15 protein-coding genes are annotated in these 19,291 nt (G+C 75.1%); 8 read left to right on the forward strand and 7 right to left on the reverse strand.

Annotation, left to right across the window (positions count from 1 at the left end; all coding sequences use genetic code 11):
- Positions 1-28 precede the first annotated feature (28 nt).
- Positions 29-817, forward strand: a complete 789-nt coding sequence (locus ACIQUQ_RS29100) for a nucleotidyltransferase domain-containing protein (RefSeq protein WP_403981695.1) — start codon at positions 29-31, stop codon at positions 815-817.
- A 668-nt stretch (positions 818-1,485) separates the two neighbouring features.
- On the opposite strand, the gene treY is transcribed toward ACIQUQ_RS29100, so the two are convergent.
- On the reverse strand, positions 1,486-3,780 hold the full coding sequence (gene treY, locus ACIQUQ_RS29105) for a malto-oligosyltrehalose synthase (RefSeq protein ID WP_403981698.1): 2,295 nt from the start codon (positions 3,778-3,780) through the stop codon (positions 1,486-1,488).
- Between the two features lie 81 nt (positions 3,781-3,861).
- On the opposite strand from treY, the gene ACIQUQ_RS29110 reads away from it, so the two are divergent.
- Positions 3,862-5,154 carry an MFS transporter gene (locus tag ACIQUQ_RS29110; protein ID WP_403981700.1) on the forward strand — a complete coding sequence of 431 codons (1,293 nt, stop codon included), beginning with the start codon at positions 3,862-3,864 and terminating at the stop codon, positions 5,152-5,154.
- Here the strand turns inward: ACIQUQ_RS29110 and glgX are convergent.
- Positions 5,139-7,256 (reverse strand): glycogen debranching protein GlgX, encoded by a 2,118-nt coding sequence (gene glgX, locus ACIQUQ_RS29115; protein WP_403981702.1) that lies wholly within the window; start codon positions 7,254-7,256, stop codon positions 5,139-5,141. The two genes, ACIQUQ_RS29110 and glgX, sit on opposite strands and share 16 nt — an antisense overlap.
- Before the next feature lie 137 nt (positions 7,257-7,393).
- Between glgX and ACIQUQ_RS29120 the strand changes: the two genes are divergently transcribed.
- The 4 genes from ACIQUQ_RS29120 to ACIQUQ_RS29135 all read left to right on the forward strand — a co-directional run bounded on the left by ACIQUQ_RS29120 (position 7,394) and on the right by ACIQUQ_RS29135 (position 11,912).
- The gene (locus tag ACIQUQ_RS29120; protein WP_403981704.1) at positions 7,394-8,218 is read left to right on the forward strand and encodes a Tat pathway signal sequence domain protein; all 825 of its coding nucleotides are present in this window, start codon (positions 7,394-7,396) and stop codon (positions 8,216-8,218) included.
- A gap of 152 nt (positions 8,219-8,370) precedes the next feature.
- Positions 8,371-9,705, forward strand: a complete 1,335-nt coding sequence (locus ACIQUQ_RS29125) for a copper amine oxidase (RefSeq protein WP_403981706.1) — start codon at positions 8,371-8,373, stop codon at positions 9,703-9,705.
- Positions 9,706-9,811: 106 nt separating this feature from the next.
- Positions 9,812-11,074 carry an SAV2148 family HEPN domain-containing protein gene (locus ACIQUQ_RS29130; protein ID WP_403981708.1) on the forward strand — a complete coding sequence of 421 codons (1,263 nt, stop codon included), beginning with the start codon at positions 9,812-9,814 and terminating at the stop codon, positions 11,072-11,074.
- Positions 11,075-11,195: 121 nt separating this feature from the next.
- A complete protein-coding gene (locus tag ACIQUQ_RS29135) occupies positions 11,196-11,912 on the forward strand; it encodes a 3'-5' exonuclease (protein WP_403981711.1) in 717 nt (238 codons plus the stop codon).
- A gap of 395 nt (positions 11,913-12,307) precedes the next feature.
- Here ACIQUQ_RS29135 and ACIQUQ_RS29140 read toward each other — a convergent pair whose 3' ends face one another.
- The gene (locus tag ACIQUQ_RS29140) at positions 12,308-13,159 is read right to left on the reverse strand and encodes a phosphotransferase enzyme family protein (protein WP_403981713.1); all 852 of its coding nucleotides are present in this window, start codon (positions 13,157-13,159) and stop codon (positions 12,308-12,310) included.
- Between the two features lie 74 nt (positions 13,160-13,233).
- On the opposite strand from ACIQUQ_RS29140, the gene ACIQUQ_RS29145 reads away from it, so the two are divergent.
- Positions 13,234-13,779: a DUF1697 domain-containing protein gene (locus ACIQUQ_RS29145; RefSeq protein ID WP_403981716.1), complete on the forward strand. Its 546-nt coding sequence runs from the start codon at positions 13,234-13,236 to the stop codon at positions 13,777-13,779.
- Positions 13,780-13,834: 55 nt separating this feature from the next.
- On the opposite strand, the gene ACIQUQ_RS29150 is transcribed toward ACIQUQ_RS29145, so the two are convergent.
- Entirely contained in the window at positions 13,835-14,680 is an 846-nt protein-coding gene (locus ACIQUQ_RS29150) for an aldo/keto reductase (RefSeq protein ID WP_403981718.1), read from the reverse strand.
- A 44-nt stretch (positions 14,681-14,724) separates the two neighbouring features.
- Here ACIQUQ_RS29150 and ACIQUQ_RS29155 point away from each other — a divergent pair, with 44 nt between their 5' ends.
- A complete protein-coding gene (locus tag ACIQUQ_RS29155) occupies positions 14,725-15,726 on the forward strand; it encodes a ketopantoate reductase family protein (RefSeq protein WP_403981720.1) in 1,002 nt (333 codons plus the stop codon).
- An 816-nt stretch (positions 15,727-16,542) separates the two neighbouring features.
- Here the strand turns inward: ACIQUQ_RS29155 and ACIQUQ_RS29160 are convergent.
- The 3 genes from ACIQUQ_RS29160 to ACIQUQ_RS29170 form a co-directional block, all read right to left on the reverse strand.
- On the reverse strand, positions 16,543-17,301 hold the full coding sequence (locus ACIQUQ_RS29160) for a sirohydrochlorin chelatase (protein WP_403981738.1): 759 nt from the start codon (positions 17,299-17,301) through the stop codon (positions 16,543-16,545).
- Between the two features lie 190 nt (positions 17,302-17,491).
- On the reverse strand, positions 17,492-18,385 hold the full coding sequence (locus ACIQUQ_RS29165) for an ABC transporter permease (protein ID WP_403981723.1): 894 nt from the start codon (positions 18,383-18,385) through the stop codon (positions 17,492-17,494).
- Positions 18,372-19,166, reverse strand: coding sequence for an ABC transporter ATP-binding protein (locus ACIQUQ_RS29170; protein WP_403981726.1), 795 nt, complete (start codon positions 19,164-19,166; stop codon positions 18,372-18,374). The genes ACIQUQ_RS29165 and ACIQUQ_RS29170 overlap by 14 nt, the downstream gene beginning before the upstream one ends.
- Positions 19,167-19,291: the final 125 nt, after the last annotated feature.

The raw sequence follows: 19,291 nt of genomic DNA on the forward strand, positions 1-19,291 counted from the left end.
CTCCACGCCGCCGGGCTAGGCTCCGGCCATGATCACGAACACCGCTTCCGCGCACCTCCACGACGACGAGTCGTTCCCCGACCACGTGGCCGGACGGCTCGCCGGGATCCCCGGCGTGGCCGCGGTGGCCCTGGGCGGCTCCCGCGCCTCCGGCACGCACGGCCCGGACAGCGACTGGGACTTCGCCGTCTACTACCGCGGCGACTTCTCGCCCGAGGACGTACGGGCGCTCGGCTGGCCCGGCCACGTGTCCGAACTCGGCGGCTGGGGCGGCGGCGTGTTCAACGGCGGCGCCTGGCTGGAGGTGGACGGCCGGCGCATCGACGTCCACTACCGGGACCTCGACGAGGTCGAGCACCACCTCGCCGAGGCGCGCGAGGGGCGGTTCGAGGTGGAGCGGCTGATGTTCCACCTGGCCGGCATCCCCACGTACCTCGTGGTGGCCGAGCTGGCCGTGAACCGGGCGCTGCGCGGGGAACTGCCGAAGCCCGAGTACCCGGAGGCGCTGCGGCGCAGCGCGGCCGAGCGCTGGGCGGGCGACGCGCGGGCCACCCTCGGCTACGCGCGGGCGGCCTTCGCCGCGCGGGGCGGGACCACCGAGACGGCCGGGGCGATCGCCACGGCCGCCTGCCAGGGCGCCCACGCGGTGCTGGCGGCGCGCGGCGAGTGGGTGACGAACGAGAAGCGGCTGCTGGCACGGGCGGGCCTGCGCGGCATCGACACCGTCCTGACCGCCCTCCCGCCGAACCCGACCCCGGACTCCCTGACCGCCGCGGTGGACGCGGCCACGTCCCTCCTGGACCAGGCCCTGGCCTGACCTCCGCCCCCCGGAACGACCTGGCCGCCGCCCGGCCTGACGCGGCCCGGCCTGACGCGGCCCGGCCTGACGCCGCCCGGCCTTCCCGCCGGCCCGGGCGCCGCCGGGCGTCCGCCGGCAGGGGCCTGCCCCGGGTGCGGGTCCCGGCCCTGCGGGGCGGACCCCACCCCGCCCTTCTCCCGTTCACCGGGGCTGCGCCCCGGACCCCGCCCCCGAACTCCGCCCGGCCCCCCGCCCCAAGCGCCGGCGGGGCCGGGCGGTGGCCCGAAGCTCGTCGCTGCGCCGGGAGGGTAGCCGGCTCGGGGAGGACGTGCCGGCGACGGTGTTCCGGCGGGTGGCCGGGGGTGCGAGCGGAGGCGGGCAAGGTCAGGACTGCGCGGTGCGGAAGGTGGGGGACGGCCTGCCGGCGGCCGACCAGCACCCCCAGCGCGCGATCCTGATCGTCGACACGCTCCACCAGTTCCTCCACGGGGCACACCCTGGCAGAGCCCACTGACGCCGCTGCTCCCTGGCGCCCCGTGGAAGGCGTCCCCCCGACGGCTTCGTGCACGGGAGGCAGCCGTACGGGGCGGAGCCCTCCGGGGTCCGGGGGCTCCGGGTGAACGGGAGGAGGGTGGGTCCGGGGCATGGCCCGCCCCTCCCCGGGAACACGGGCGGCATCCCCCCGCTCAGGCGTCCCGTGCCAGCAGCGTCGCCGGAGCCCCGGCGAGGAGGTCGGCCAGCGGGAGCCAGCCGCCGGAGAACGGGTGTCCGGGCGAGGGGAACACGGGAGCCCAGCGGCCCGGCGGGAGCCGGACCTCGGTGTCCCGCCAGCCGCCCGCTTCCGCGAGGCGGAGCGAGAGACGGGTGGCCACCGTCACCGCCTCGCCGCCCCGGCAGAACGCCACGCAGTGCCCGGCGGCCGGCCCCCGCGCGGCGAGCGGCTCGTAGCCCCCGTCCGCGCCGAAGGCGGCGGGCCGCGCCCTGCGCAGCAGCAGCGCGGCGCGGGTGAGCGCGAGCTTCTCGTCCCCGCCGGGCGGGCCGGCCGGGGGCGGGAGCGTGCCGCCCGGCGGGGCGAAGGCGGCCCGGTTGTCCGGGTCGACCAGGGCCCGGTAGTCCGTCTCGCAGCCCTGGTAGACCTCCGGGACGCCCGGCATCGTGAGGTGCAGCAGTGTCGCGGAGAGGACGTTCGCCCGGGCGTGCGGGGCGAGCTCGGCGGCCAGGTCCAGCACCGGCGAGAGGTCCGCGCCGGCCGCCCACTCCTCGACCGCGGCCTCGTACTCCGGGTCCGGATCGGTCCAACTGGTCCGCAGCGCCGCCTCCTTCACCGCCTTGCCCAGCGCCCGCGCCACCCGCTCCGGCTCCCGCCCGCCGAGGCCGAAGACCGTCTGCGCGGCCACCCACGCCACCTGCCGGTCCGGCCCCGCCGGCAGCCGCCCCAGTACCTCCCGCCACCGCCCGGGGCACTGCGAGAGCACCGCGATCCGGGCCCGTACGTCGCCGCTGCGCTTCGTGTCGTGCGTGGAGAGCACCGTCCCCGTGTCCGGCCAGTCCCGGGCGAGCCCGGCGGCGTACGCGTGGAACTCCCCGACCGGCACCGCCGGCCGCCCCGGGTCCCCGCCCACCTCGGTGGCCGACAGCAGCGGCGCGTACCGGTAGAACGCCCGGTCCTCCAGCGACTTGGCCCGCAGCGCCGCCGAGGTCTGGGCGAAGCGCGCCTCGAAGGCCGGGTCCCCGCCCAGGGCCAGCTCCCGTACGAGCGCCAGGGCCCCCGGATCGCCGCGCAGCGCCCCCGGCTCCGGCACCACCGCCGCGCCCCCGTCCCGCGGGTACGGCCGGTACACCGGCACCGCCGCCAGCAGCTCGCGCACGGCCTCCCGGACGGCCCCCGCGTCCGCCGCGCGGCCCCGGACGGCCATCCGCACCAGCGTCTCCACCTCGGCCACCAGGTCGTGCCGCAGCAGCTCCCGCACCGACTGCCGGGCCGTGGCCGTCCACGCACCGCCCTCCGCCCCGGCGAGCCCGGTGAACTCGGCGTACAGCTCCGCCAGTCCGGCCGCGCCCGCGGGATCCGTCAGCAGCCCGTCCAGCCGGTACAGCGCGTCGTACCCGGTGGTGCCCGCCACCGGCCAGCGGGCCGGCAGCCGTTCCGTGCGGGCCAGGATCTTCTCGACCACGGTCCACGCCCGGTCCCCGGTCTCGTCCGCCAGCCGCCGCAGGTACGCCTCGGGGTCCGCCAGCCCGTCGGGGTGGTCGATGCGCAGCCCCTGGGCCACCCCGTCGCGCACCAGCTCCAGCACCTTGTCGTGGGTGGCCCGGAACACCACCGGGTCCTCCACCCGCACCCCGATCAGCTCCGAAATGGTGAAGAACCGGCGGTAGTTGAGGTCGGTGCGGGCCAGCCGCCACCAGCCGAGCCGGTACCACTGGGCCGCCAGCAGCTCGGGCAGCGGCAGCCCCGCCGTGCCCGCGCGCAGGGGGAAGGCGTGCGGCCCGTACCGCAGCACCCCCTCCGACACCTCCAGCGCGTCGCGGCCCAGGTCGTCGCCGAGCACCGGCAGCAGCAGCCGGCCCCCGCCGGCCTCCCAGTCGATGTCGAACCAGCGTGCATACGGGGACTCCTGACCCTCCCTCAGCACCTCCCACAGGGGCCGGTTCAGGCGGGCCGGGGCCGGCACGGCCATGTGGTTCGGCACGATGTCCAGGACCAGCCCCATGCCGTGCCGCCGTGCGGCGTGCGACAGCGCGCGCAGCCCCGCCTCCCCGCCGAGCTCCTCCCGCACCCGCGTGTGGTCCACCACGTCGTAGCCGTGGGCCGACCCGGGCACCGCCTCCAGCACGGGAGACAGGTGCAGGTGGGAAACGCCCAGCGAGGCGAGGTACGGTACGGCGGCGCGGGCCGCGTCGAAGGGGAACTCCGGCTGGAGTTGCAGCCGGTAGGTGGACGTGGGTGCCGCAGCGCGGCTCGGGTACTGCTGGGTCATGAGAACGTACGTACCCACCCTTCGCGATTCCGTGCCATTGCCCAGTGCATCCGGGTGACTGCGCTCGGTTACCGTCGGTAGGTGGTTGGAACCATCGACACCTACCGAAAAGTCATCGCCCTGACCGGGCCCCTCCTCCCCTTCGTCTCGTTCCTCGCCAGGCTGCCCGTCGCCATGTCCCAGTTCGGCAGCGTGCTGCTGGTCGCGGAGACCAGCGGCTCGCTCGCCACGGCGGGCGTGGTCGGCGGCACGCTCTCCGCCGGACAGGTGGTCTGCGGGCCGCTGCTCGGCCGCCTCGCGGACCGGTACGGCCAGCGGCCGGTGGTGCTCGCGGCGGCCGGCGTGAACGCCGTGGCCACCGCCGCCCTCGTCGCCGGCGCCCTGACGGACCTCGCCACCGTCCCGCTCGCGGCGGTCGGGGCCCTCACCGGCGCGTCCGTACCGCTCGTCGGGCCGCTGGCCCGCACCCGGTCGGTGGCCCTCGCGCACCGCGCCGGGGCCGGCTCGCCCGTGGTGGGGGCCGTGCACTCCCTGGAAGGCACCCTGGACGAGGTCTCCTTCGTCATCGGCCCGGCCCTGGTGGGGCTGGCCGCGCTCGTCGCCCACCCGGCCGTCGCCCTCGGCGGGGCCGCCGCCCTGGTCGCCGTCTTCGGCACCGCCTTCGCCCTGCACCCGACCGCCGCCGTCACGGCCGGGACCCGCGGGGACGGGGTACGGCGGGCCCGCGGCACCGGACGCCCGCCCGGCCTCGTGTACGCCCTGCGGGGCTCGCTCTTCCTCCAGGGCGCGATGTTCGGCGCCTGCCAGGCCGGGATCGCGGCGCTCACCGCCCGCCTCGGCGTGCCGGGGCAGGCCGGGCTGGTGTACGCGGCGATGGGCGTGGTGAGCGCGTTCGTCGGGCTCGCGCTGGGCGCCGTACCCGCGCGCTTCGGCCTGCGGCTGCGGTGGCGCCTGGCCACCGCAGCCGCGCTGGGGCTGTCCGTGCCGCTGCTGTTCACGGGATCGCTGGCCGGGCTGTACGTGGTCGTGACCGTGCTCGGCGCCGCGTACGCACCCCACCTGATCACCGCGTTCGCGCTGACCGAGCGTCACGTGCGCGCCTCCCGGCTCGCCGAGGCGATGGCCTTCGCCGCCAGCTCCCTGGTCGCCGGACAGGCGCTGGCGCTGGCCCTGTCGGGCCGGCTGGCGGAGCGGTACGGGCCCACCGGTGCCTTCGCGGTGGCCGTCGCCGCGGCGGCCTGCTGCCTGGGCCTCGCGCTCTTCACCCGGATGCCGGCGCCGGGCGCGGGCACGGGGCGGGGCAGGGCCTTCGTCCCGGCCCGGACCCGCCGCCCGGACTCCGCCGCCACCGCCCCCGACTACGCCGGCCGCTGAAGCACGGCGAGGGACCGTCCCGTCAGCGTCACCCGGTCGCCGGCCGCCAGGCTGGGGCCGGTACCGGGTGACATCACGTCCTCGCGGGCCGTGTCGACGATGAGCCACCACTCGGCCCCGTGCCCGGCCGGCAGGGTGAACTCCAGCTCGTCGGGGCTCGCGTTGAACAGCAGCAGGAACGAGTCGTCGGTGATCCGCTCGCCGCGCGGGCCCGGCTCCGAGATCGCCTCCCCGTTGAGGAAGACCCCCATCGCCCGCGCGTGCTGGGACTGCCAGTCCCGGGCCTTCATCTGCTCGCCCTCCGGCGTGAACCACGCGATGTCCGACAGCTCGTCGTGCGTGCCCTCCACCGGGCGGCCGTGGAAGAACCGGCGCCGCCGGAACACCGGGTGCTCGCGCCGCAGCCGCACCATGGCCCGGGTGAACTCCAGCAGCCCCGGGGCCGGCTTGCCCGGCTCGGGCCAGGCCACCCAGGACACCTCGTTGTCCTGGCAGTACGTGTTGTTGTTGCCGCCCTGGGAGCGCGCGAACTCGTCTCCGTGGCTGAGCATCGGCACGCCCTGCGAGAGCATCAGGGTGGCGGTGAAGTTCCGCATCTGGCGGGCGCGCAGCTCCAGCACCACCGGATCCTCGGTCGGACCCTCCACCCCGCAGTTCCAGGACCGGTTGTACGCCTCCCCGTCCCGGTTGCCCTCGCGGTTGGCCTCGTTGTGCTTGTCGTTGTACGCGACCAGGTCGTGCAGCGTGAAGCCGTCGTGGCAGGTGTGGAAGTTGATCGAGGCCAGCGGGCGCCGCCCGTCGTCCTGGTACAGGTCGGAGGAGCCGGTGAGCCGCCCCGCGAACTCGGCGAGGGTGCGCGGCTGCCCGCGCCACAGGTCCCGCACGGTGTCGCGGTACTTGCCGTTCCACTCGGTCCACAGCGGCGGGAAGTTCCCCACCTGGTAGCCGCCCTCGCCCAGGTCCCAGGGCTCGGCGATCAGCTTCACCTGGCTCACCACCGGGTCCTGCTGCACCAGGTCGAAGAACGAGGACAGCCGGTCCACCTCGTGGAACTGGCGGGCCAGGGTGGCCGCCAGGTCGAAGCGGAAGCCGTCCACGTGCATCTCGGTCACCCAGTACCGCAGCGAGTCCATGATCAGCTGGAGCACGTGCGGGGACCGCATCAGCAGCGAGTTCCCGGTCCCCGTGGTGTCCATGTAGTAGCGGGCGTCGCCGGTCAGACGGTAGTACGAGGCGTTGTCGAGCCCCCGGAAGGACAGCGTCGGCCCGAGGTGGTTGCCCTCGGCGGTGTGGTTGTAGACCACGTCGAGGATCACCTCGATGCCCGCCTCGTGCAGGGCCCGCACCGCCGATTTGAACTCCAGCACCTGCTGCCCGCGGTCGCCCCAGGAGGCGTACGCGTTGTGCGGGGCGAAGAAGCCGATGGTGTTGTAGCCCCAGTAGTTGCTCAGCCCGTCGTCGACCAGCCGGTGGTCGTTGACGGACTGGTGGACCGGCATCAGCTCCAGTGCGGTCACGCCCAGCTTGGTCAGGTGCCCGATGACGGCCGGGTGCGCCAGCGCCGCGTACGTGCCCCGCAGCTCGTCCGGCAGCTCCGGGTGGCGCATCGTGAGGCCCTTCACGTGGGCCTCGTAGAGCACCGTGTGGTGGTAGTCGATGCGCGGCGGCCGGTCGTTTCCCCAGTCGAAGTAGGGGTTGACCACCACCGAGCTCATGGTGTGCGGGGCGGAGTCGAGGTCGTTGCGGGAGTCCGGCTTGCCGAAGTGGTAGCCGTACACCGCCTCGTTCCAGTCGATCCGGCCGCTGATGGCCCGCGCGTACGGGTCCAGCAGCAGCTTCGAGGGGTTGCAGCGCTGTCCGCGCTCGGGCTCGTACGGGCCGTGCACCCGGAAGCCGTACCGCTGCCCCGGCATGATCCCGGGCAGGTAGGCGTGGCGGACGAAGGCGTCCGTCTCGCGCAGCTCCACCGCGGTCTCCGAGCCGTCGTCGTGCAGCAGGCACAGCTCGATGCGTCTGGCGGCCTCCGAGTACACCGCGAAGTTGGTCCCGGCGCCGTCGTACGTCGCGCCCAGGGGATACGCCTGTCCTGGCCAGACCTGCATCAATGCGACTCTTCCACTCTGATCCGGCGACCGGATGGCCCCTGCCAGATCTTCCCCGAAACCAGGGCAACCCGCGGGGACTTGTGACCGTCCTACCGGGTGACCACGCATACCAGGTATGCATGTAAGGGGGAAATGTGCCCATAACAGTACGCCGCCATCTGGGGAAGCTCGTGGCGGGAGCGGCCGTCGCGGTCACCGGGACGGCCGTGATGATCGGCATCACCCTGCCGGGCGCGGCGGGGGCCGCGGACACCGCCGAGGGCGGGCGGAACGCCGTGGGGGCAGGGGCCGCGGGGGAGTCCGGCAAGGACGGCGGCCTGCAGCCCGGGGCCCGGCCGGGCACCGTCGAGGCGCCCGCGCGCGAGGGGGCGAAGGGCGTCGGCCGCGACCCGCTGACCGACGGCGAGCTCGCGCGGCTGCGCACGCTCGCGGCCGGGAAGGCGGGGCAGCAGAGCGAGGACGCCCGGGGCGGCCGGGGCCCGCAGTGGCTCACCGCCGACCTGGCCGAGACCCGCCCCGAGGACGTCGGACGCAAGGGGGCGCCGCGCCGCGCCCAGCTCAGTTCGTACGACTACAAGACCGACACGCTGACCACGTACACGGTCAACCTCGACACGGGGAAGGTCGAGTCCACCGAGAACCAGCGCGAGGCCCAGCCGCCGCTGGCCCGCGAGGAGGCCGTCGAGGCCACCCGGCTGATGATCGCCGCCCCCGCGGGCGACGGACTGCGCAAGGACTACCGGGACGCCACCGGCAAGGCGCTGACCAAGCCGGAGCAGCTCGCCCTCCAGAACGCCCTGATCTACCGCGTCAACGCGGAGAACCCGGGACCGAAGGAGCTCCGGGAGTGCGGCAGGCACCGCTGCGTCCGGCTGTTCCTGAAGGTGAAGAACGGTCCCTGGATCGACGTGCGGTCCCTCGTCGTCGACCTCAGCGCGCGCACCGTCCACAAGCTCTGAGACCCCTTCGCTCCACCGGCCGGACTCCGGCCCGCCGTCCCGGGTGACCCCGGGCCTTCCGCGTTCTCGTGACGGATCCCGCCTCCCGGTGGACCAGCCCCGGTGAGACGTACCCGCCCTTCAGCTCTTTCCTGCCACAGGAGTTCCACACCATGCACGTGAACCGAGCCCACCGCGCCCGCCGGCGCGCCGCGGTGGCCCTGGCCGTCTCGGCCCTCCTCGGCGGCGCGACCGCGGCCGCCGCCCCCGCCGCAGCGGCCCCGAAGGCCCCCGCGAACCCGAAGGCCCCCGCGGCCAGGGCCGCCGCGACGCCCGACTGCAGCGAGGCCTACCGCATCGAACAGACGCTCACCGGCGGCACCACCTGGCGGATGTGCTGGCGGTACGAGAGCGAGGCGGGCCTCGTCCTGGACCAGATCTCGTACCAGCCCAAGGGCGAGCCGAACCCGATCATGGTGCTGACCTCCGCCAAGCTCGGCCAGATCCACGTCCCGTACGACGACGGCAAGGCCGAGTACGACGACCTCACCGGCGCCGGCTTCGGCGGCGGCCTCCAGGAGATGGCCCCGGACGAGTGCCCCGGCGGCAGCATCAAGACCGTCAAGGTCGTCAACTCCTGGGACCAGTCCCAGACCGACGTGAAGGGCCTGTGCGCCACGACCCGGGCCCGCGGGCACGCGTACCGCATGGCCGGCGACACCCCCGGCCAGATCTGGCAGGCGCAGAGCAAGGACCTGCTCGTCTACACCGTCAACAAGGTCGGCTGGTACGAGTACATCACCGAGTGGCGCTTCCAGGACGACGGCATGATCAGCGCCAACGTCGGCGCCACCGGCAGCCTCTCCCCGGCCGACTACGACGCCGGCGACGGCCGCGGCTGGCCCATCGGGGAGGGCGCCAAGGCGTACGCCACCAGCCACAGCCACAACATCTTCTGGCGGCTGAACTTCGCCCTCGACGGCACCCCGGGCGGCAAGGTCGAGCAGTACGACTCCGAGGTCACCCCGAGCGCCGACGGCAGCACGCCCAAGACCCGCACCACCCGCAAGCAGGTCACCAAGGAGCTCGCCGGCGACGCCAAGGCCATGCGCTGGTGGCGGATGGTCAGCGCCACCGGCAAGAACAAGGACGGGCACGCCCGCTCCTACGAGATCGTGCCGGGCGCGACCGCGAAGTACCCCGGACGGCCGTACACCCGCCACGACGTCTACTTCACCGAGTACAAGGCCTGCGAGCAGTTCGCGACCCACAACATCCGCAACTGCGGCCCCGGCGCCGGCAAGAGCGTGGACACCTGGGTCAACGGCGAGACGCTGAAGAACCCCATCGCGTGGGTCAACATCGGCTTCCACCACGTCGCCCGCGACGAGGACCAGCAGCCGATGCCCGTCCACTGGCAGGGCTTCCAGCTCAGCCCCCGTGACGTGACCGCTATGAATCCGCTCACTCCGTCCGCCCTGACCGGACAGAACGGACGCCCCCAGTAGGAGAGTTGGGAAAGGTCCGGGGCCATCCGGCTGCACCGCCCGCCGCTCGGGGAGTACCCTTCCTTGATCGTTGGAGCGGCTTGCGGAAGCAGAAGGCGGTGCACGGGTGAGCTCGGGAGGGCTGGAGCTTCCCCCTGGTGACGCGGGTCACGAGGGCGGCCCCACGGACGACCCCGGAGGCGTGCCGTCCGCCGCGGTCTCCCTGGCCCGGCCGGCCGAGGCCGGACCGGGGCCGGGGACCGGGGCCGAACTGGACTGGAGTGCCGAGGCCTGGGGCGAGGTCCGGACCCGCGCCCAGCGCGCGGGCCGGGCCTACATCTGGCTCAACCTGATCGAGCAGCGGCTGCGGGCGGTCGTCGGGGCCGTGCTGCGCCCGATCTACGAGCCCGTCCACGGCGAGGACGACTGGGTCGTCGCCGCGGCCGGGCCCGCCGGGCAGGAGTGGGTGCACCGGGCGGTGGCCGTCCGCGAGGTCAGCCGCCGCAAGGGGTACCTGCTGGACCCGGCCGACGACAACGTGCTGAGCTTCCTGACGCTCCCGCAGCTGCGCGAGCTGATGGTGCAGCACTGGCCCTGCTTCGAGCCGTACTTCGACGACCGGCGCGAGGTCGAGCTGGCGCTCGACGAGCTGGAGGTCACGCGGAACGTCGTCTCCCGCAACCGGGCGCTGTCCCAGGCGGTGCTGTCCCAGGCCGAGCGCGCCTCCGCCCGGCTCCTGGAGGTGCTCGGCGGCGGCGCGGGCAGCCCCTCCGCGGACCGGCTGCCGATCGACGCCGTGGAGGACCTGGTCGGCGACCGGTACGCGGACGTGGTCTCCGTCCACCCCGACCGGGTACGCCTCCAGCGCCAGCTGCCGGCGGAGGACCTGTTCGGCGGGGCGCGCCGGCTGGACGCGATCGGGATAGGCCTGAACCTGCTGGTGCAGAACTACTCCGGCCGGCGGCTGGTGCGGCTCGCGGAGGCGGGCTGCCGGGTGCGGCTGCTCTTCCTGAACCCCGCGAGCAGCGCGGTCAAGCGGCGTGAGCGGGAGCTGGGCCTGCGCAAGGGCGAGCTGAGCCGCTCCGTCGAGATGAACATCCTGCACGTCCGCCGGGTGCGGGCGCGGCTCGGCGACCCCTCGAACTTCGCCATCCACGTCTTCGACGAGACCCCGCGCTTCACCGCCTACCTGGTCGACGGGGAGGGCGGCACCGGCGGGATAGCGGTCGTCCAGTCCTACCTGCGGCGGGCCCGGGGCATGGAGGCGCCGGTGCTGGTGCTGCGCGGCGGCGCCCGGGGCGGGGTGCCGCGGGACGCGGAGCACGGGCTGTTCCCCACGTACCGCGAGGAGTTCGAGTCGGTCTGGCAGGACTCCCGGCCGGTCTCCTGAGCGCGCGGCCCGCCGGGGCCGCCCGCCCGCGCCTCGTCCCCCCGGCTCGTCCCCCGGGCCCCCTCGTCGGCGGTGTCAGAGGCCCGTGGCAGGGTGGAGCCACGATGAGTGAGGGGGGACGATGACCTGGCACGGGGGAGTTCTGGCCGGATTCGACCTGGAGACGACGGGTACGGATCCGCAGCACGCGCGGATCGTGACGGCCGCGGTGGTCGAGGTGACGGACGGCACGGTCACGCGCCGGCGGGGCTGGCTGGCGGACCCGGGGATACCGATCCCCGAGCAGGCCTCGGCCATCCACGGCATCAGCACCGAGCGGGCCGCGGCCGAGGGGCGCCCGGCGCGCGAGGTGGCCGACGAGGTCGCGGACGTGCTGGTGGACCTGTGGCGGCGGGGCGCGGTGGTGGTCGCGTACAACGCGGCCTTCGACCTGACGCTGCTGACCGCCGAGCTGGCCCGGCACGGCCTGCCGTCCCTCGCGGACCGGCTGGGCGGGGACCCGACCGGCCCCGTCGTGGACCCGCTGACCATCGACCGCGCCGTGGACCGCTACCGCCCGGGCAAGCGCACGCTGGAGGCGGTCTGCGCGGTCTACGGCGTCACGCTGGACGGCGCGCACGACGCGTCGGCCGACGCCCTGGCCGCGGTGGAGGTGGCCCGCGCGATAGCCGCCCGCCACCCGGGAGTGGCGGAACTCCCGCCCGAGAGCCTGCACGCCCGCCAGATCACCTGGCACGCCTCCTGGGCCGCCAACTTCCAGGCCTACCTCCGCCGCCAGGGCACCCCGGACGCCGTGGTCGACGGCACCTGGCCCCTCCGGGCCGCGGTACCGGCGTAGGCCGGGAGGACCGGCGCCCGTGAGCCTGCCGGCGCACACCTTCGTCCTCGACGCCGACGGCGGCCACGACCTCCTGGAGGACCCCGCGCACGGCCGGACCCCGGCCGGGTACGAGAGCACGCGGACGCGGCTGTAGGGGCCGCCGGGACACGGGCCCTCGGGGCGCGGTTCCTCCCGCGCCTCGACCGCGGCGACCTCCACGTCGAGCCGGCGGAGGCCGACGACTTCCTCGCGGAGTGCGAGGCCCTGCGCCCGCACCTCACCCGGCCGGCCCGGGAGGGCGGCCACGACCCGGCTACGCGGCGGCGCGGCTCGCCGACATCGTCGCCGCCGCACACCGGGCCAAGGCGGTCGGCGGCGGCGCCCTCGTCTGGTGGCCGGGCCCGGCCCGCCGGTCAGAAGGGGTGCCAGCGGAGCTGCGGGTCGGCCTCGCGGAGGGAGGTGACGCGGCGGCGGAACTCCGCCAGGGCGGCCGGGTTGGCGGGGGCGTGCTGGGCCACCCACGCGCAGCTCGCCGTCTCGCGAGCGCCCCGCAGCACCGCGCAGCCGGGCCAGTCGCGCACGTCCCAGCCGTACGCCGCGCAGAACGCCTCGTACGCCTCGGGCGCCAGCCCGTACCGGTCGCGGGACAGGGCCATCACCACCAGGTCGTGCTCGCGCAGGTCCAGGGAGAAGGTCTCCAGGTCCACCAGGACCGGGCCGTCCGGGCCCACGTGGACGTTGCGCGGCAGGGCGTCGCCGTGGATCGGGCCCCGCGGCAGGTGCGGCACCAGGGCGGCGGCCTCCGCCGCGAAGGCGTCCCGCCGCTCCCGCAGGAACGCGGCGTCCGCCGGGTCGACCGCGTCGCCCGCCAGCCGCAGCCACCGCTCCACCCCGCCCAGCAGGTCCCGGCCCGGCAGCGTGAAGTCCGGGGCGGGCAGGGTGTGCACCCGGCGCAGCAGGGCCGCCAGGTCCGCCGGGCCGGCCGGGCGCACCGCCGCCGGCAGCCGGTGCCAGACGGTCACCGGATGGCCGTCCACCAGCCGCGCCGCCGGCTCGGCCGGCCGTACCGCCGGCACCCCGGCGGCCGCCAGCCACGCGGCGACGGCCAGCTCCCGCTCGGCGCGCGGCAGCAGCCCCGGGTCGCGGCCCACCCGGACCACCAGGTCCCCGGCACCGAAGACCGCGTTCTCGCCGAGCGCGAGCAGCTCCGCGCCCTCGCCGAAGCCGGCCGCTCCGAGGACCTCCCTGGCCCGCGCCTCGTCCATCCGGGTACCCCTTCGCCATGACCGCCGCCGAACCGGACAAGTCTCGCACCGCGCCGGCTCGCTAGAGTGCGGGCATGACGACGTACGTGGCCCTGCTGCGCGGCATCAACGTGGGCGGCGCCAAGAAGGTGCCCATGGCGCGGCTGCGCACCCTCATCGAGGAACTCGGCCACACCGGGGTCCGTACCTACGTGCAGAGCGGCAACGCCGTCTTCGACAGCACCCTGGCCGACCCCGAGGCCGTGCGGCGGGGCCTGGAGGAGGCCATCGAGGCCGAGTTCGGCTTCGCGGTGCCCTGCCTGGTCCTCGACGGGGCCCGCCTGCGGGCCGTCGCCGACGCCTGCCCGTTCCCCGCCGCGGAACTGGAGGGCAGGCAGCTGCACGCCACCCTGCTCTCCGGCGACCCCGACCCGGCACGCTTCGCCGACATCGACGCCGGTGCCCTGCTGCCCGAGGAGTACGCCCTCGGCGACCGGGTGATCTACCTCCACACCCCGGACGGCCTCGGCCGCTCCAAGCTGGCCGAGACCGTGCTGCGCCCCTCGCGGCTCAAGGGCCTCGACGTCACCACCCGCAACTGGAACACCGTCCTCAAGCTCCTGGAGATGGTGGACGGCTGACGGGCCGGCGGCTGACGAGTCGCCGGGCCGGCGGGCCTGCCGGGCTGCCCTCCGCTCAGACCAGGGCCTCCAGCAGCTCCGTCTCGCGCGCCGAGAGCCGTACCGTCCCCGCGTCCAGGTTCTCCGCCAGGTGCTCCGCGGAGCCGGTCCCCGGCGTCGGGCACAGCACGGGCGACCGGTGCAGCAGCCAGGCCAGCGCGATCTGCCCGGTGCTCGCCCCGTGCTCCGCCGCCACCGTCGACAGCGCCGCCGCACCCCGCCGGGTCAGCGCCCCGTTGCCCAGCGGGAACCACGGCAGGAAGGCGATCCCCCGCTCCCCGCACAGCTCCAGCACCGCCTCCGAGGAACGGTCGAGCAGGTTGTACCGGTTCTGCACCGAGGCCACCGGGACGTACTTCAGCGCCTCCTCCAGCTGCTCGGCGGTGACCGTGTCCAGGCCGATGTGCCGGATCTTGCCCTCCGCCCGCAACTCCAGCAGCGCGCCCAGCTGTTCGGCCATCGGCACGGCCGGGTCCAGCCGGTGCAGCTGGTACAGGCCGATCCGGTCCGTCCGCAGCCGCCGCAGGCTCGCCTCGCACATCGCCCGCAGCTGTTCGGGCCGGCCCGCCACGTGCCAGGTGTCCGGGCCGGTGCGCACCACCCCGCCCTTCGTCGCGACCAAGAGGTCGTCCGGGTACGGGTGGAGGGCCTCCGCGATCAGCTCCTCGGCCAGGTCCGGACCGTAGTTGTCCGCCGTGTCGATCAGGTTCACGCCGCGGTCGAGCGCGGTGTGCAGCAGTGCGCGGGCCGCCGCCCGCTCGCCGCGCGGGCCCCAGTAGCCGGGGCCGACCAGCCCGCCCGTACCGAAACCCAGCCGTCGGACGGTGAAGTCGCCACCGATGGAGTACGTCGTTTCGACCATGCCCCGACCGTAACCCGGCGCCCTCCGTGTGCCAGGCTCGGAACATGCGCTACATCATCATCGGAGCGGGCGCGATCGGCGCCACCATCGGCGGACGGCTCGCGGAGAGCGGGACCGAGAGCGTGCTCGTGGCGCGCGGCCCGCACGCGGCGGCCCTGCGGGCGAACGGCCTGCGGCTGACCACCGCCGACGGCACGCGGGTGCACCGGCTCCCCGTGGCCGAGGGGCCGGCCGACCTCGGGGAGCTGCGGCCGGACGACGTGCTCGTGCTGGCGGTGAAGACGCAGGACGCGGTGGCCGCGCTCGACACCTGGGCGGCCGCCGAGGTCGCCGGCGGCGGCACGGCCGCGCAGCGCCTGCCGGTGGTGTGCACGCAGAACGGCGTCGAGGCCGAGCGGCTGGCACTGCGCCGCTTCGACCGGGTGTACGGGGTGTGCGTGTGGCTGCCGTCGTCCTTCCTGGAACCGGGCGCGGTGGAGGCGCTGTGCGCGCCGCTCACCGGCATGCTCCACGTGGGCCGCTACCCGTCCGGGACGGACGTGACGGCCGGCCGGATCGCGGAGGACCTGGCGAAGGCCGGTTTCGAGGCGCCGGTGGTCGAGGACGTGATGCGCTGGAAGTACGGCAAGCTGCTGCACAACGTCGCCAACGCGATCCAGGCCACCACCGGGCCCGAGCCGCACCCGGCCAAGGCGCTGCTGGCCGCGCGCGCGGTGGCGGAGGCCCGGGCCGTCTTCGCCGCGGCCCGCATCCAGGTCGTGAGCGACGCGGAGCAGTCCGCCGCGCGGGACGGGAAGATCGTGCCGCCGCCGGGGGTGCGGGGCGGGTCGTCCTGGCAGAGCCTGAGGCGGGGCACGGGCACGGTGGAGGCCGACTACCTCAACGGCGAGATCTCGCTGCTGGGCCGGCTGCACGGGGTGCCGACGCCGGTCAACGACACGCTGCGGCACGCGGCGAACATCTTCGCGCGCGAGGGGCTCCCGCCGGGTGCGATGTCCATCGGGGACCTGACCGTGCTGGCCGACGAGGCGGTGACGCGGCGCTAGCCGGTCCCGTGCCGGTCCCGTGCCGGTCCCGTGCCGGGTGCGGTGCGGTGCGGTGCGTTGCCGGGGGCGCGGGTCCCGTGCCGGGTGCCGTTGCGTGCCGGGGGCGCCGGTCTTGTTCCGGGTGCCGTTCGTTGCCGGGGGCGCGGGTTCCGTGCCGGGTGCGGGGCCGTGGTGGTGCGGGCCGTTGCCGCTGCGCGGAGCCGGTTCCCCACCCCGCCCCTTCCCGAAACCGGGGCTCCGCCCCGGACCCCGCGCCTCAAACGCCGGCGAGGCTGGAGCGAAGGCGAGGCTGGAGCGAAACCGGTGCTCCGCCCGGACCCCGCGCCTCAAACGCCGGCGAGGCTGGAGCGAAACCGGGGCTCCGCCCGGACCCCGTGCCTCAAATGCCGGCGAGGCTGGATTTCGCTGCGCGAACCCAGCCCCCGCCGGAACATCCCGCGCCGCAGGCACATCCCGCGCCACCAGCACATCCGCGCTGCAGGCATATCCCGTGCCGCCGGCACATCCAGCCCCTCCGGCGTTTGAGGAGCGGGGGTCCGGGGGCGGAGCCCCCGAAAGCGTCCGGGCGAAGCCCGGGAAACGGAGAAGGGGCGGGGCGGGGAGAAAGCCCCGCAGGGCAACGGCCCGCACCCGGCAGACGGCCAGCACCGCATCCTGCACGGCACCCATCCTGCACGGCACCGCACCTGGCACGGGACCGGCATGGGACCCGCACCTGGCACGGGACCGGCATGGGACCCGCACCTGGCACGGGACCGGCATGGGACCCGCACCTGGCACGGGACCGGCAACGGCCCGCACCCGGCACCGGACCGGTCAGGCGGAGAGGGCGGCCGGGGCCACGGCGGCACACGCGTCGTGACGGGCGAGGACCAGCGCCGCCAGCTCCGGGGCGGCACCCAGGACGGGTGCCAGGAGGTCCGCTCCGGCGGCGCCCGCCGCGATGCGGTCCGGCAGCCTGCCGGGAGCGATCACGTACGGGGCGACGACGACGCGCCGGACGCCCTCGGCGCGGAGCGCCCGTACGGCCTCTGCCGTGGTCGGCAGGGCCGCGGAGGCGAACGCAGGCCGCACGGCGCACCAACCGGTGAGCCGCCACTCCCGCGCGGTTTCAGCGATCGCTGCGATCGCCTCCGGGTCTGAGGAACCGGCGGACGCGAGGACGACGCCCGTCGTCGCGCGGTCCGCCGGAGAGAGGCCCGCCTCCCACAGCCGCCGTTCGAGCGCGGCGTGCAGCAGGGGGTCGGGGCCCAGGACGTCCGCCACCCGGACCTCCAGTCCCGGCAGCCGGGACGTGGCCTCCGCCAGCACCGCCGGGATGTCGGCCTTCGCGTGGAAGGCGCGGGTGAGCAGGAGCGGGAGGGCGACGACCTCCCGCACCCCCGAGGCGTGCAGCGCGGCGAGCACCCCGGGGACGGACGGCGCGTTGAAGTCCAGGTACGCCGTCTCCACCCGCAGCCCGGGCCGCAGCTCCCGCACGAGCCCGGTGAGGGCGTGCACGGTCGCCGCGTGCCGCGGGTCGCGGCTGCCGTGGGCTATGACCAGCAGCGCCGGGCCGCCGGCAGGGCCGGGCACCGCCGTGCCGCGGGCCGGACCGCCGGCCGGGCCGCGGGCCGGACCGCCGGCCGGACCGCGGGCCGGATCGACCGCCGGACCGCGGGCCGGATCGACCGCCGGACCGCCGGCCGGACCGAGAGCCGGCCCGGGCGCCGGGCGGACCGCGCCGGACGTGGTGGGCAGGATGGAGACGTCGTACACGGCGGGCTCACTTCACCAGCAGGCCGCGGCTGCGCAGCACGTACCGCTCGGCCGGGCTGAAGATCAGCAGGTCGATGGCGATGCCGACGACGAGGATGAGCAGGATGGCCAGGAACACGCCCGGGAGGTCGATGTTGTTGCGGCCGTTCTCCAGCAGCTGGCCGAGGCCGAGGCCCAGGTCGGGCGAGGAGGCGATGATCTCGGCGGCCATCAGCGAGCGCCAGGAGAAGGCCCAGCCCTGCTTCAGGCCCGCCAGGTAGCCCGGCAGCGCGGCCGGCATCACCACGTGCCAGACGCCCTTGAAGCCGGTGGCGCCCAGGGTGCGGCCGGCCCGCAGGAACAGCGGCGGCACCTGGTCCACGCCGGAGACCAGGCCGTTGGCGATGGACGGGACGGCACCCAGCAGGATGACGGTGTACATCATCGCGTCGTTGAGGCCGAACCAGAGGACGGCCGGCGGCACCCAGGCCACCGACGGCAGGGACTGCAGGCCGGACAGGATCGGGCCGATCGCCGCGCGGACGGCCTTGACCCGGGCGACCAGCAGGCCGAGGGGGGTGCCGATGGCCAGCGCGAGCAGGAAGCCCAGCAGACCCCGGGAGACGGAGGTCCAGATGACCTCCAGCAGGGTGCCCTGGAGCCACAGTTCGGACAGGCTGTCCCAGACCGCGGACGGCGCGGGCAGCTTGGTCTCGTCGGTGACCTTCGCCGACACCAGGACCTGCCACACGACCAGGACCAGGGTGACGGCGAGGAGCGGCGGCAGGACCTTCTTGACCAGCACCTCGCGCACGGGCGCGCGGTGGGTCTCGACGGCGTCGAGGGCGTCCAGGCCGGCTTCCAGGCCGGCCAGGTCGTCCGCCTTGGCCGCGGCCTTCTCGGTGGTCTCAGTGCTGGCCATGGCGGCGGATCTCCCCACGCAGGTGTTCAGTGATCTCGACGGACAGCTCCGCGACGGCCGCGTCCTCGATGCGGCGCGGCTGCGGGATGCCCACGGTCCATTCCTTCGCCACGCGGCCGGGCCGCGAGGACAGCAGCACCACGCGCTGCGCGAGCCGGACCGCCTCGCGGACGTTGTGCGTGACGAACAGGACGGAGACGTTGGTCTCCTCCCAGATGCGGGTGAGCTCGCCGTGCAGCACGTCGCGGGTGATGGCGTCCAGGGCCGCGAACGGCTCGTCCATCAGCAGCAGTTCGCTGTCCTGGGCCAGCGCGCGGGCCAGCGCGACGCGCTGGCGCATGCCGCCGGACAGCTCGTGCACGCGCTTGCCGTACGCGCCGCCGAGGCGGACCAGCTCCAGCAGGCGCTCGGCCTCCCCGCGGCGCTCGGCCTTGGCGACCCCGCGCAGCCGCAGGGCCAGCTCGATGTTCTTGCCCGCGGTCAGCCACGGGAAGAGGGCGTGCTCCTGGAACATCAGCGCCGGGCGGCCGCCGGGGGTCTCGATGGACCCCTGGGACGGCCGGTCCAGGCCCGCCACCAGGTTGAGCAGCGTGGACTTGCCGCATCCCGAGGCACCCAGGATGGTGACGAACTCGCCGCGCGCGACATCGAGGCTGATGTCGTCGAGGACGAGCTGCTGTCCGGCCGGGCCGGGGAACGACTTCGAGACGTGCTCGATGCGGGCGGCGTGCGCCGCCGTGTGGGCGGTGCCTTCGGCAGCCTTGGCGAATGTGGTGGCCATGGTCGTCACCTCCTGGGAACGGAAGGGCTTGCGGGCTTACTTGGCGCCGAGTCCGGCGTCGGAGACCTCGGGCTTGCCGGCGGCCTTGAGGACCTTGTTGAGGAGGGTGAGGTCGTAGATGCCGG

The organism is Streptomyces sp. NPDC101118, assembly GCF_044759445.1.
Taxonomy (GTDB): domain Bacteria; phylum Actinomycetota; class Actinomycetes; order Streptomycetales; family Streptomycetaceae; genus Streptomyces.